Source organism: Lysinibacillus sp. 38-6, from assembly GCF_046245175.1.
Classification (GTDB): domain Bacteria; phylum Bacillota; class Bacilli; order Bacillales_A; family Planococcaceae; genus Lysinibacillus.
In genome coordinates, this window is the sequence record NZ_CP176417.1 from 336,092 (window position 1) to 348,771 (window position 12,680).

Below are 12,680 nucleotides of genomic sequence, written 5' to 3' on the forward strand. Positions count from 1 at the left end.
TTTAAAGTATGCATCCATCTATTAAGCAAAAAGAAAGAATTGTTTCTTTAGATATCATTCGTGGTTTAGCACTATTTGGTATTTTATTTATTAATGTAGGTGCTTATCAACTAGTAGTAGAAGGAGGACCTGTGCCAGTCTATAGTAAATTCGATAGCATCATAGATACGTTAATTGATATATTGGTCGAGAAGAAATTCTTTTCTATTTTTTCATTTCTCTTTGGTGTAGGTTTTTATATTTTTGCTTCTCGTGCTGAAGCTCGCGGTGATAAACCACGATGGCGCTTTGCAAGACGTTTACTGTCGTTATTCATTATTGGTATCATCCATCTCGTTTTTTTCTGGGGCTCCATATTATTTGTATATGCAGTCATCGGTTTTTTCCTACTACCGTTTTATCATGCAAAAGTTTCTACTATTAGTAAGTGGCTTTTTGCTATTATTACCGTTTATATTGTAAGCATAGTAGGTCAACTGTATTTACCAGACTTCGGTCTCGTCTCCACGATTTTTGATTTATTAGGGAATGATATACTAACTGTTTTTATTATGTTTTTAACCGGTTTTCTCGTAGCGAAAGCGGATTGGATAAGAAATATCGGACAGCACGCCCAACAAATAAAATGGGTATTGTATGCAACAGGTCCTCTTTTTGTCGCTATATCTTGTTGGATTTGGTTTGCATCTCAACATCAGGACCCTCAGTTACAGTTCATACTTAGTTTAGGTGTCATCCCAACTACTTATTTTTATTTAGCTTGTTTATTTATTGTGTTGGAACATGCGACAATCGTAAAAATAATGAAACCAATTGGTCGTGTTGGACAAATGGCCTTTACAAATTACTTAGCTCAAAGTTTTATCGGGTTAGAAATTATATCGCTAATGGGGCTAGAAGTGCTTTCGACTTCCAATATTGTCATGATCGCCATTATGATTTTTGTCATTCAAATCATCTTTAGTGTTATTTGGTTTAAGTTTTTTCAAATAGGGCCATTGGAACGATTGTGGCGCTGGATGACTTATGGGAGAAAAGTAAAGACAAAATAATGCAAGCGTCAGAGTGTTATTACTCTGACGTTTTTTTATTCAATTACTATTGTGCTATTATTTATAGTATAAATTTGTAAACACAATGAAACTAATTTACAGGTCATCCGTAAAAAAGGTAACAAGTTGAAGGAGCGTACAAATATGGCGAAACAAATGAAAAAATATATGGCGGTGACCACAGCCTCTTTAATGGTTATGCAATTAGCGGCATGTGGCAATAGTGACTCACAGGCAATTGAGGAGACAAATGACCCGGTCAATCCAACGACTACATCAAGCAATAATCATCAAGCGACTAATGATGAGGATTTACTCAATGTACATAATAGTGAATTGGCGGATGCTTGTGAAGAGTGGCAAGAAAGCGATGATGGTTCGTTTGAATGTTTAGATGAAAATTCACCGTATTATGCCCAACATTTCTTTAATGGTTTAATGTATGCCACTGCTGGTGCCATGATTGGCAGTGCCATTTATAAAAGCAAAAATTTAAAAAATGGAACGGATAAAGATAAGGACAGTAGTGAATCGGCAGGAGCAGCATCGACTACTACGAAAAAAACAAATGGCATAACAACAGGTGGCTCCTCTTCGTCTTCAACTGGCACATCATCAAGTGGTGGAAGCGTAGATTTGAATAAATCCCCATCGAATAACTCAACTTCCAATGGTACGAATTCAAACGCCTCAACGACTAGTGGAACAAATGCTAATAACACAAATTCCTATTCGAGCGGGCAGCGTTCTTATTCGAATGGCTCTAGCTCATCTTCTAGTGATCGTTCTAATTCGTATTCAAGCTCTACATCGAACACCGGTAAATCAGGTTTTGGTTCTGGCGGTGCTTCGAGAGGTGGCTCTTCGTCGTCCTAATCGATTGGAAAAGGAGGAAATCCGATGGAACACGAAACATTAAACAAGCAACGGCAAAAATTCTATTCGCAATTTCCTCATTTTTTTTATGATGTTGAAAATCTAGCGTACGCCTTATACGATGTGAAAGAATTGCCAAAGGAGCAAATTGACGAGCTGTATTACGCCTCAAACATCCTGTGGCAAATCTTTTTAAAAGTTGGCAAACAATTTAAGCACTTAACTGAGGACCAGCTTTGTGCGCTCGGTATACGAGCAGAAATGGTGCCTTATATTCACTTGGACTATTTACAGCAACAGTCTATCCTTGCTCGTTTTGATTTTATTTGTACGGAAGATGGCCACATCAAATGTCTCGAATTAAATGGAGAAACGCCATTTTTAGTACAAGAAACATTTGAGATGAATGAACAGCTTTGTCAGCATTTTCAGTTCGAAAATCCAAATGATGTGTCAGCCCTGCAAAAAACGTTATCTGGAGCGCTTTTTGCCGCGATGCACTATTTACATGATGTGAAAAAGCCTAAAATTGTCATTACGGGGAAAACGGCTGAAGCAGACTTTGAGGAATATTGTCAGGTACATTTTTTGAAAAGATGTGTGCCATTCGATATTGAATACGTACCGATCGACAAGCTTCTTATTTTTTTTAACGATACACAGGAAGTACCGAGAGGGCTCTACACACCATCAATGGAGAAAATCGATATTTTGTATCGCCCCGCCCATCCAGTTGAGTTTTTAATGGATGATGTGGCATCCGATGGCGATAGAATTGGACTGCAACTTTTGGAGCTTGTAAAAGACCGCATACTCGCGATTATTAATCCACCAGCTGCCTATGTCTTGCAATCTAAAATTTTGTTATGGCTTATTTGGGAGCGAAAAAATGATCCACTGTTATTTAATGCGGAGGAGCGAGCAGCAATTAATAAGTACATGTTACCGACGTACTTATCTGCACAGCCCTTTATAGCACAGGGAATACCCTATGTAAAAAAGCCTGTTTATTCTCGTGAAGGCAATACAGTTGAAATTTATGCAGGTGACGGCTCGAAAACAAATGCATCTGCAAATACACACTATGATGATAATTTGTTTATTTACCAGCAATATGTGGAAATGCCATCCATCGATATTCAACTAGCGGATGGGTTACATTCAAAAAAATGGCTAATTGGCTCTTTTATCGCTGATAATCGTGCATGTGGACTGTCTTGCCGTGTGGGCAATCAAATTACAGAATGGGACTCACATTGGCTCGCTGTAGGTAATAAAGCTAGCCTGTAAAGTAAAAAACCACTTCGCTTTCCGCAATCGCAGGAGGCGAAGTGGATTTTTTAAGTTAGTCGTTCCAGCCTTTACAAACATCAATCCATTGCTGATAAGGTGTATACGCTTCTAGCTCTTGAATACTAAGTTCAATTGCAGAATTACTGCTACCACATGCCGGGAAAACAGTTGCAAATCGTTTAAGCGATTCATCTAGATAAACAGCAACCCCTTCATTAATACCAAATGGGCAAACACCCCCGATATCATGTCCAATGCGATCATTTACTTCTTCCTTCGCCAGCATTTTAGCCTTCACACCAAAAATGGCCTTATATTTGGCGTTGTCTATTTTGGCATCGCCCGCAGCTACAATTAAAATCGCCCCATCATTGACAAGAAACGAGAGTGTTTTAGCGATGCGCTCAGGTTCACAGCCTAGTGCTTGTGCGGCCATTTCAACCGTTGCGGAACTTTCATTCAGTTCCTGTATTTTATGTTGGATATTCCATTGTGCAAAATGCTCACGTACTTTTTCGATTGCCATATGTAAATTCCTCCTTGCAGTTTATATTTATTTTAACATAATTTTCAGAATTTAAGTTGCTGATTGCTAATAGGAAGTGAAAACAACTGTATTTGCTTTTGTATAAAGTGTAATATAAGGAAAAAAAGGAGGAATATATATGAATCACAATCCTATTAATTTAAGCGAAAAGCTATCGAAGTTTAACCAGCATTGGTCTCCTAAAGTCATTGCTGAAATGAATGACTATCAGTTTAAGTTAGTTAAAATTCAAGGGGACTTTGTATGGCACCAACATCAGGAGACAGATGAAGTATTTATCGTACTGGATGGAGAAATGGTAATTGCCTTTCGAGATGGTGAGGTTAAACTATCAGCAGGCGAAATGTACGTTATACCAAAAGGTGTGGAGCACAAGCCTTATGCAGAAAAAGAATGCAAAATAATGATTGTAGAGCCCAGAGGTGTTGTTAATACAGGTGAAATACAGAACGACAGGACGGCTGAAAATGATGTTTGGATTTAAAGAATATAAGATTGCAGGCAGTTCGCCATTAAACCTTGGATCAATCGCCATTAAATTAGTGTGAAACGCCACAAATCTTGAGTGAATCGCCGATAGAGGGTCGTGAATCGCCGATAGAACGTCGCGAATCGCTGATAGAACCTATGAAATCGCTGGTAAAACTCTGCGAATCGCTGATAGAACCCATGAATCGCCGGAAAAACCCTGCGAATCGCCACTAAAATTGTACGAAATGCCACAAACCTTGGGTCAATCGCCATTATATCTGTGTCAATCGCCACAAAAGGCTTTAGTTGAGCGAATCGCAGATAGAATCCATGAAATCGCTGGTAAAACATCGCGAATCGCAGATAGAATCCATGAAATCGCTGATAAAACATCGCAAATCGCTGATAGAACCCATGAAATCACCGGTAAAATGTCGCAAATCGCAGATAGAATCCATGAAATCGCTGATAAAACATCGCAAATCGCTGATAGAACCCATGAAATCGCCGGTAAAACTCTGCGAATCGCTGATAGAACATATAGAATCGCCAGTAACTATGGATAAATAATCGAATCTATAAATAGGAGTGATCAAATGGATAGTAATTTTAGTATCAGAAAAGCCGATGTCACAGATGCCAAAGCAATAGCGAAAGTACATGTCGACAGTTGGAGAACAACATATGCCAACATTGTGCCGGACGACTATTTAACCAATTTATCGTATGAAAGTCGTGAGCAGAATTGGCAAAAAACCATTCCGAATGGTGGGGTATTTGTTGCTGAAAATGATGCAGGAGACATTGTTGGTTTCGCATCGGGCGGCAAAGAAAGAAGTGGAAAATATAGTGGGTTTGAAGGTGAATTATATGCCATTTATATTTTACAAGAATACCAAGGGCGCGGGATTGGTAGAGCACTTATGACAGCCATCGTGGATGTAATAAAGAGGATGGGATGGACTTCCATGCTCATTTTAGTGCTGAAAGACAATCATGCTTGTCAATTTTATGAAACACTCGGCGCCCAAAAACTCGACACGGTGGACATTCACATTGCAGGGAAAAAACTTGCTGAAATTGTGTATGGTTTAGAAGAATTTAAAAACCTGGAACTCCAAAACCATCTATAACTATACATTATCTCCTTTTGCTTAGATTTACTGTAGAAGTACCAATAGAACAATAAACAGTAATGGTACACCATAATAAATTTAAAGAGCCTTACTACAAGTTGATTTGTAGCGAGGCTTTTATATTTTTAAATCAGAATTAAATAACTTTATTATCACTTTACAGTTGAGTTTTTGCTTTTCTTATAGTTAGTATCTTATGAGAAGTCTTTAATCTCGTTCCACATACTTTCCGTCATTTTGATGATGATTTTCATTATATGATACATATGCTTGAATAACTTTATCATTTTCAATTTTATATACATAAAGTACTGTTGGTTCGTCAGCAAATTTAACTTTTATTTGGTATCCATATGCTGTAGTTAATAATTCTTCTTTATCAAAACTAGTTTCCCAAGATGCATTAGGGTATTTCATTTCTAAATGTTCTTCAACCATTTGAGTATATTTATCATATTTTGCGTCCTGTATATGCGGGCGAATAGTTAGGAATACTGCATAGCTTATAAGGATAATAACTATAAAGCTATACAATAATTTTTTTCCATTCCTTAAAAAAAATGAAATCAAAAAAAGAAAAAAAATAGAACCTATCACTAAAAATAACTCTATCGCTTTTATAGCCATATAAACAACTCCTAATTAAATTTATTTTTTAAAGATTCTTCTATTTTAATTATAGCTTATGTAGTAGACTATCACCCCAATAAGTTAAGGTTTGTAATAATAAATAAGTAATTATTACCAATGGGCTTTATAGTAAAAAAATACCTATTTTAGAATTAATGGGTTTTTAATAAAAAATTATAGTATTATTAATCTATCAAATGTCTGAATTTGGCATTTGGTGAAAAAATTATCGAAAGAAGGGAAAAACGTGAAAAAAGTAATGATGGTTGTAGTAGCATTCCTTAGTTTTTGTATTTTTTTACCAGATGTTGACGCGAAAGAAGCCGATGGAACAATTCCTTTCGAATTACAAGGAAAAGCACTTGAAGAAATTCAATCACGTGCAGAATATTTGAATGTTGCGTCATCAAATATCGAACTTAGATATGTTCGTGAATTATACCATACTGATGATACGGTGATAGGTTATTATGTGCATATTTATGAGGGTGATAAAATAGTTGGCTATGCCTTAATTTCAGCTAAAGAATCTTTAGGGACATTACTAGAATGGGGTGCAGTTGACAATGGTGTCGATACACATTATGGTGAAATTTTAGCAGGAAACCCACATCAAAAAGCGTTCTACTTAACTTTTAATGATATAGTATTTGCAGATAATTTAAATGATTTAAATAAAATTCTTGAAGAAGCAAAACAAAAATATATTGAATATGCTAAAGAATATGAACCAAACAATATTAACTTTTATGAGGAAATGAATTTTGGTATTAATTTAAGTGAAGCCTCTATTGAACAAAATATTATAGAACAACAGATTCAATCTGGAACACTTATGACACAAGAAATTTCAGACTTTTCTATTAGCGAAAGAGATAGTGATACATTAACTAATGATATATCGACTTTAGCTACTTTACCTGACACATTATCAGTATCCCGTATTTGGCAAAGGCAATCAGGTGTAGCAAACCCTAATTCATCATGTGGCCCAGCAGTTGGGGTTATGATTGCTAATTATTATCGGAACGTTCGAGGGATAACAGAGGTAAGAAACTCAGATTATTATGGTAATGATGCTAAACATATTAATCAAATGTATTATATGATGAATTCATATTTCTGGGGAACAAATCAATATTCTTTTCATAATGGATTAGAAACACAGTTAAATCTAAATAAAAACCAATTTACAGCAAAATCAAGAGCTTATAATCAAAGTGGTGTAGAAGTGCCAACTTTTGCAAACGTTCAAAATGCTATTAATAAAAAATACCCGCTAGGTGTAATAGAATTTTTAAATGCTAGTTCAGGTGAGTTAAGATACCATTGGACTGTTATAGCTGCTTATAACTCTAAAGGAGAAGTTGGCTATTATGATTCTGATGGTGGACAAAACAATTCAGGTTTAAAATTTGTTTCTTGGTCTTCTCTAAATGGGAAAATTGGCTATACTTATCTAGCTTTAAATTAATAGTACAATATTTAATTTGAAAACTTCAAAATTTTTTCATTTCCGAATTATGGCTGGGACCAAGACTTCATGGTAAAGATCGGTATTTAGAGATGACAAATACTGATATGCTAAGAATTTCATCCTTTAAAAATTTTAATTTTGATAAGTTTCTTGAAGAAGTGAAAAAATAACCAGGGACTCATTTAATAGTGAGTACCTGGTCTTTTTACATATTAAAACGGTCAAAGATAAAGTTATAACATGGTTTAGATAGGGAAGGCATTATTTAAATTAATAAATAAGAAACATCGTGTTTTTTAATTTGTTGGATAAAAACTATTATATATCTATTTCTCGAGAAAGTTGAAAGTAACCCAAAAAACCAAAATGAGAAATTTATAAAGAAGAAGTTATTAGACCTATCTTTAGTGATTGTTTTGAAATGGCTAAGATATAAAACATATTTTTGAAGGCGGCAATTACCTCGAACATTATCAATAAAGGATAGCGTGGCAACAGTGGAAAGACTACCTTTAACGACCGTTGAGTTGTTCTAGCAGTCCTTTTATTAAGTTTGATTGAATTGGTATTATTTGTAACACAATTGGGTTTTAATCGTCTAATTATAATAAAAGTTCTTTTAGTAAGGAGTGTTATGCTTGAAATATACATTTTTGCTTTCTGCTTTTGTAGTCATTTTACTTTTACCATGCAAAGCAATGGCAACAAGTTGGGCATATCCTTTCGTTGTTTGGGACGATTATATTTATGTGATTAGCGATGAGTATGTAGAAAATATTGCAAAGGAGATTGGACAAGTCACGAAGTATTCCGATATGGAACAATTTGAAGGTAATTTTTCGAATATTTATCCAAAAGGAACGAAATATTATGCTATCGAGGGTGTAGCTACTCATATTGCAATAGCCATTGACTTAGGCAATGGACACTATATAAAAGCTATTAGAGAAGGCGAGTATGCATATCAAAAAAGCTATATCCAAGATGTCTATAACGGTTTAGGAATTTTTGCGATATTAATTGTAGGATTTATTATCTTTACTTTAAAAAGCTATAACAGTCCAAAAGATGTTTAACAAGTATGGAGGCATAAGAATGAAAATGAAATTATTATGTACAAGTCTATTAATACTTGTATTGCTATCAGGATGTGTAAGTGAAAAAACGTTTACAACAAACGATATAGAAAAAATAACGTTAGCATTAATGAAAACAGAAAGGTTCGAAAATGGCATATCCTATACTATACATTTAAAAAATGATAGTGATTTTGTTATTAAGCAAAATAATGTTTTTGTTTCTTACCCTATCAAACTCGGGGAAAGTGGTTTAAAGGATAATCAATACACAGTAGAAGCGGATGGCAATAAATTAGATATTCAGCCAGGAGAAAAAATTACACTTCATGTTTTCATGCCGTTTGAAGGAATGGGAGATCAATCTGTGTTAGGCATTGATGATCCTAGCATTCAATTAAAGGGTTTTATAGAATCTGTTGATAATGAACATTTTTTTAGTACTGGTGGTAGTTTAATCAAGGATGAAGGCTAAGTCTCATGTCTTGAACTCTAAGTTGCGGAGGTAGAGTATGAAGGACAAAGAATTTTTTGCGTATCATCTTGTAACGAGAAATAAAATGTACATAGGGCAAATAATTAACTTTGAGCATTCCCAGAAAAACACCTTATATAGCTTCTTTTTTGATAAGGAACAAGTAAATACTAAAGGTGAAGATTTTATTGAAATTATCAATGCTCAAAAAATGAAGGATGGCTTGCACCTAAGTAAAGAGGATGCGGAAGTAACGTTTAAATATGTAGAACAAACAATTAGAGCTATTAGAGAAGTAATAGTAGAAATGGTTAGACTACAAGATTTTCCTAATTATCCTTCAAGATTGTCTTGCTTATACGCTACAAAAAGCTATGAGGATGTATTGAAATGGAAAGAACTATTTGATTTATACAATCGCTATGTTTTGCAGATTGTCAAACTTCGAGTTAACGGTAATTATTTTGAAGGAAATGCAAATCTTTTACCGAAGGAGGATGGGGCCCCTTTTTCTCAAAAAATTGAACAGGCTAAAGATTATTGGAAAAGTGATATGAAAAGTGAGCTTACAGAACTTTTGATAAACGGGCAAATAGAAGTAGTAGAAATTATGGAGGATTTCGTATCGAATATTGAGGGTTAAACAAGGAGATGGGATAATGGGAAATTTTATTTATCATATGGTTCCACAAGAGATGCTTGGAGATAAGCTTCTTCCATTGAATTCTTTAAAGCAAGCGTATCCTCATTTATACGACAGGTACACGAAGAAGTATTTTAATGACCCTCAAAGAACAAAACTTCTAGAACGACATGTTCCAAAATTAAATTGTTTATGGAATGATGTGCTTCATTTTTTACCTTTACATCCGTATTACATTTATAAGGCAATCACAAGTTTAGGTATAGAAACGAACGCAGATGTTTCATTTTATAAAATCCCTATACAACATATAAAAAATAATAATAATGCTATGTATCTTTATTCAAAAGAAAATTATAGAGGGCCTGGTGAAGAAATAAACGAAGTAGAAATTAGGACAGTTAAAATGGACGAATATAAAGAAATGACAGAAATTCCTCTAGCAACAATTGAATACTATAGGTTGGAAAAGGAAAAGGGCAAGGAGTTTGGTCTGTTCCCATTTATCCCACATCTATTAAGTCTTGGAGAGGTAGCTGTAAATAGTGTAGAGATTATTCAGTGGAGTAAACCATAATTATTGAAATGAGCAGGGGGATTAATGGAGAATATTTACGCAATTACTACAGGGGTAGGTACTATACACAATATCTTTTTACCTGGTACGGGTTGGTCGGCTGAATTTGGTACACCGATAGCGGATGCTTTAGAAGAACATTTTGTTACCCATATGCTTGATCTACCTGGAATAGGAAGAAGTAAGGGTTTAGAAGGGATAGTAAGACTCCAAGATGCTGCCAATTGGCTTCTTACATATGTGGAAGAAAACCAATTACAAAAGGTCAACGTAATCGGACATTCTTTGGGTGGCATTATTGGTTTAGCTTTTGCATTTTATTATCCAGACAAGGTAAATAAATTAATATTATTAGATATTGGCTATGCGAAAATAGAGCGGTTTCCTGTTACTATGATGGGTAATGTTGGATATTTTTTACCTTTAATCAATATTTTGCATAGATTGTTTGGGCAAAAAATACTTGGAGATAATCCACCATCAACCAATCAAATAAAAACAGAAGATTATATACAACAAACCATCTCCCGTTTAGGACTAGAAGACACATCATTCATAAGAGCAGCCATTCAAAACCAACCGACCACCTCCAATGAAGGGATCAGTTTATTATTAGCCGCATATAGAGCTGACCTTCCTAAACTTGTAAAAAAACTGAAGGTTCCCTGCCTTGTTCTCTTTGGCAATAGAAACAGTGAAGCTGACAAAATTCGAAAGCTACAATCAAATATTGATAAATTGAAAAAAAGCGGAATTAAAACAGTAGCATTAAATGGAGGGCATTATGCTCATATTACAGATGAAAAAGCGGTCAACTTGATGTCTTTATTTTTATTGAATAGTTCTGTGTAAGTAAGGGATGTGGTACTCATTAAAAAAGTTATCTTCATTTTGCTATGTTTGTTCTTAACTGGTTGTGCGGGTATGGCTGACTATACAATCGAACTAGAAAATGGCTATCGAATCGACCGATTATCAGCTCATCAAATTGCCATTTATGGAGAGAAACCTGTTCAATCTGATGATGAAACAATCGCAAATTATTTGTATGTACCAGCTAAAGTGACGGCTGTTTGGTGGAATAAAGCGTATATCGTTGCGAAACAAATCGTATTAGAGGTTGATGAAAATGAGTATGAAAAGCCGCCTGAAAATCTTACTAATGATGCAATTTGTTACTGGATTATTGATGTGAATCAGCATCAAGTTTTTGGCCCTTTTGATGAACAAGCGTTAAAAGTTGAAACAAATCGATTGGGAATAACAGAAAAATTAACCCTAACACCTGTAGAAAAACTAAAATAGATTAATGAATACCATAAATTAAACGCATGCATTCAAAAGAAAAAATTAGTAATGTTTTTACCCCATTCTATTTAAGTAACCGTGGTTTTTTGTTCTGTTTATCCTTCAATTGTATGTGAGGTGCACTATGAAAATACAATTTTATCGTTTAGGAATTTTGAATGAAGCAGAATTAACATTTGCAGTAACTAGCGCTATTTATAAAGGGAAGTGGCTCTATGTAAGGCATAAGGAACGAAATACTTGGGAAATTCCTGGTGGACATAGAGAGCATGGAGAAAGCATTATGGCAACCGCCAAAAGGGAGCTTTTTGAAGAAACTGGCTGTACAATGGCGGATATCGTTCCAATCTGCGACTATTCAATGGATGATGCAGTCCGTAAAATTTTTGGAAGATTATATTTTGCGAATATAAAGAAAATGGTGCAATTGCCAATATCAGAAATTGAAGAAGTAAGTCTGTTCGATCATCTTCCTGATCAATTAACGTATATTGAGAGTCAACCAAAGCTATATGAAAAGACCCTTATATTTATTAAACAATGTAATAGTATTTCTTTAAAATAACAGCTTTATATATTATAGAAGGAAAGGAACGAATAAAATTTTACCTTCGCTGTTTTCCCTTGTTTAACCCGATAGCGCGTACACTTAAATGAATGGTTGGCTTTTTTTGAACGACAATATGGAAGATGTACTCGTTACGCTTGAAGGGGAGAAAATGTACATTGAAACCATTTTCCGTGAAGTTTTAAATGGAGAAGAATATTTATATTGGTATGTTGTGCAAGGAACAGGTGGAATCGATGTCGACGATTCATCACATTGGATTGATAAAAAACATATTGAATATTGGGATGAATGTATCGATGAAACCTTTAGACCTGTCGAGTTACGAACTGAAGTCGTCATGATTCCTGAAAAAGTCCGAAAGTCGATGCAGTAAGCGTTTTGGATTGCGACCTTGTGCTTTACTTCGCCATGGAGTAAAGCTTTTTTTGATTGGGTGAAATCTTTCATCGATATGTGGATTGGAAGAGTTACGCAAAGTTACTTTGCCCACGGAACTTTAAGTTAAGATAAATAAAAATATTGTGATGATTGCATGAATTCGTTATAGT

General features: G+C 34.8%; 17 protein-coding genes. 15 read left to right on the forward strand and 2 right to left on the reverse strand.

The window, feature by feature from the left end:
* The first annotated feature begins 8 nt into the window (after nt 1-8).
* From ACKVEV_RS01760 to ACKVEV_RS01770, 3 genes are all read left to right on the forward strand, one after another.
* A complete protein-coding gene (locus tag ACKVEV_RS01760) occupies nt 9-1,052 on the forward strand; it encodes a DUF418 domain-containing protein (RefSeq protein WP_409368677.1) in 1,044 nt (347 codons plus the stop codon).
* A 144-nt stretch (nt 1,053-1,196) separates the two neighbouring features.
* A complete protein-coding gene (locus ACKVEV_RS01765; protein WP_409368679.1) occupies nt 1,197-1,928 on the forward strand; it encodes a hypothetical protein in 732 nt (243 codons plus the stop codon).
* Nucleotides 1,929-1,952: 24 nt separating this feature from the next.
* A complete protein-coding gene (locus tag ACKVEV_RS01770) occupies nt 1,953-3,218 on the forward strand; it encodes a glutathionylspermidine synthase family protein (RefSeq protein ID WP_409368680.1) in 1,266 nt (421 codons plus the stop codon).
* Between the two features lie 55 nt (nt 3,219-3,273).
* Here the strand turns inward: ACKVEV_RS01770 and ACKVEV_RS01775 are convergent, their stop codons facing one another.
* Nucleotides 3,274-3,747, reverse strand: a complete 474-nt coding sequence (locus ACKVEV_RS01775) for a YbaK/EbsC family protein (protein ID WP_409368682.1) — start codon at nt 3,745-3,747, stop codon at nt 3,274-3,276.
* A gap of 139 nt (nt 3,748-3,886) precedes the next feature.
* Here ACKVEV_RS01775 and ACKVEV_RS01780 point away from each other — a divergent pair, with 139 nt between their 5' ends.
* From ACKVEV_RS01780 to ACKVEV_RS01790, 3 genes are all read left to right on the forward strand, one after another.
* A complete protein-coding gene (locus ACKVEV_RS01780) occupies nt 3,887-4,252 on the forward strand; it encodes a cupin domain-containing protein (protein WP_409368683.1) in 366 nt (121 codons plus the stop codon).
* 232 nt (nt 4,253-4,484) lie between these two features.
* Complete coding sequence (locus tag ACKVEV_RS01785) at nt 4,485-4,805, forward strand: hypothetical protein (RefSeq protein ID WP_409368684.1); 321 nt, start codon at nt 4,485-4,487, stop codon at nt 4,803-4,805.
* Between the two features lie 30 nt (nt 4,806-4,835).
* Complete coding sequence (locus tag ACKVEV_RS01790; RefSeq protein ID WP_409368685.1) at nt 4,836-5,372, forward strand: GNAT family N-acetyltransferase; 537 nt, start codon at nt 4,836-4,838, stop codon at nt 5,370-5,372.
* Nucleotides 5,373-5,582: 210 nt separating this feature from the next.
* On the opposite strand, the gene ACKVEV_RS01795 is transcribed toward ACKVEV_RS01790, so the two are convergent.
* Nucleotides 5,583-6,002, reverse strand: a complete 420-nt coding sequence (locus tag ACKVEV_RS01795; protein ID WP_409368686.1) for a hypothetical protein — start codon at nt 6,000-6,002, stop codon at nt 5,583-5,585.
* 250 nt (nt 6,003-6,252) lie between these two features.
* Here ACKVEV_RS01795 and ACKVEV_RS01800 point away from each other — a divergent pair, with 250 nt between their 5' ends.
* From ACKVEV_RS01800 to ACKVEV_RS01840, 9 genes are all read left to right on the forward strand, one after another.
* Nucleotides 6,253-7,479 carry a hypothetical protein gene (locus ACKVEV_RS01800; RefSeq protein WP_409368687.1) on the forward strand — a complete coding sequence of 409 codons (1,227 nt, stop codon included), beginning with the start codon at nt 6,253-6,255 and terminating at the stop codon, nt 7,477-7,479.
* A 641-nt stretch (nt 7,480-8,120) separates the two neighbouring features.
* The gene (locus tag ACKVEV_RS01805; protein ID WP_409368688.1) at nt 8,121-8,558 is read left to right on the forward strand and encodes a hypothetical protein; all 438 of its coding nucleotides are present in this window, start codon (nt 8,121-8,123) and stop codon (nt 8,556-8,558) included.
* 19 nt (nt 8,559-8,577) lie between these two features.
* Nucleotides 8,578-9,033, forward strand: a complete 456-nt coding sequence (locus ACKVEV_RS01810) for a hypothetical protein (RefSeq protein WP_409368689.1) — start codon at nt 8,578-8,580, stop codon at nt 9,031-9,033.
* Nucleotides 9,034-9,070: 37 nt separating this feature from the next.
* Nucleotides 9,071-9,676 (forward strand): DUF2441 domain-containing protein, encoded by a 606-nt coding sequence (locus ACKVEV_RS01815; RefSeq protein WP_409368690.1) that lies wholly within the window; start codon nt 9,071-9,073, stop codon nt 9,674-9,676.
* A gap of 16 nt (nt 9,677-9,692) precedes the next feature.
* Entirely contained in the window at nt 9,693-10,253 is a 561-nt protein-coding gene (locus ACKVEV_RS01820) for a group-specific protein (protein ID WP_409368691.1), read from the forward strand.
* Between the two features lie 24 nt (nt 10,254-10,277).
* Nucleotides 10,278-11,105, forward strand: coding sequence for an alpha/beta fold hydrolase (locus tag ACKVEV_RS01825; protein WP_409368692.1), 828 nt, complete (start codon nt 10,278-10,280; stop codon nt 11,103-11,105).
* A gap of 72 nt (nt 11,106-11,177) precedes the next feature.
* Entirely contained in the window at nt 11,178-11,558 is a 381-nt protein-coding gene (locus ACKVEV_RS01830) for a DUF3997 domain-containing protein (protein WP_409368693.1), read from the forward strand.
* 127 nt (nt 11,559-11,685) lie between these two features.
* On the forward strand, nt 11,686-12,126 hold the full coding sequence (locus ACKVEV_RS01835) for an NUDIX hydrolase (protein WP_409368694.1): 441 nt from the start codon (nt 11,686-11,688) through the stop codon (nt 12,124-12,126).
* 88 nt (nt 12,127-12,214) lie between these two features.
* Nucleotides 12,215-12,505 (forward strand): DUF6176 family protein, encoded by a 291-nt coding sequence (locus ACKVEV_RS01840; protein WP_409368695.1) that lies wholly within the window; start codon nt 12,215-12,217, stop codon nt 12,503-12,505.
* The last annotated feature ends 175 nt before the right edge of the window (nt 12,506-12,680 follow it).

Coding starts and splice junctions, on each gene's coding strand:
- ACKVEV_RS01760 (WP_409368677.1), top strand. CDS start 9: ATGCATCCATCTATTAAGCAAAAAGAAAGAATTGTTTCTTTAGATATC.
- ACKVEV_RS01765 (WP_409368679.1), top strand. CDS start 1,197: ATGGCGAAACAAATGAAAAAATATATGGCGGTGACCACAGCCTCTTTA.
- ACKVEV_RS01770 (WP_409368680.1), top strand. CDS start 1,953: ATGGAACACGAAACATTAAACAAGCAACGGCAAAAATTCTATTCGCAA.
- ACKVEV_RS01775 (WP_409368682.1), bottom strand. CDS start 3,747: ATGGCAATCGAAAAAGTACGTGAGCATTTTGCACAATGGAATATCCAA.
- ACKVEV_RS01780 (WP_409368683.1), top strand. CDS start 3,887: ATGAATCACAATCCTATTAATTTAAGCGAAAAGCTATCGAAGTTTAAC.
- ACKVEV_RS01785 (WP_409368684.1), top strand. CDS start 4,485: ATGCCACAAACCTTGGGTCAATCGCCATTATATCTGTGTCAATCGCCA.
- ACKVEV_RS01790 (WP_409368685.1), top strand. CDS start 4,836: ATGGATAGTAATTTTAGTATCAGAAAAGCCGATGTCACAGATGCCAAA.
- ACKVEV_RS01795 (WP_409368686.1), bottom strand. CDS start 6,002: ATGGCTATAAAAGCGATAGAGTTATTTTTAGTGATAGGTTCTATTTTT.
- ACKVEV_RS01810 (WP_409368689.1), top strand. CDS start 8,578: ATGAAAATGAAATTATTATGTACAAGTCTATTAATACTTGTATTGCTA.
- ACKVEV_RS01815 (WP_409368690.1), top strand. CDS start 9,071: ATGAAGGACAAAGAATTTTTTGCGTATCATCTTGTAACGAGAAATAAA.
- ACKVEV_RS01820 (WP_409368691.1), top strand. CDS start 9,693: ATGGGAAATTTTATTTATCATATGGTTCCACAAGAGATGCTTGGAGAT.
- ACKVEV_RS01825 (WP_409368692.1), top strand. CDS start 10,278: ATGGAGAATATTTACGCAATTACTACAGGGGTAGGTACTATACACAAT.
- ACKVEV_RS01830 (WP_409368693.1), top strand. CDS start 11,178: ATGGCTGACTATACAATCGAACTAGAAAATGGCTATCGAATCGACCGA.
- ACKVEV_RS01835 (WP_409368694.1), top strand. CDS start 11,686: ATGAAAATACAATTTTATCGTTTAGGAATTTTGAATGAAGCAGAATTA.
- ACKVEV_RS01840 (WP_409368695.1), top strand. CDS start 12,215: ATGAATGGTTGGCTTTTTTTGAACGACAATATGGAAGATGTACTCGTT.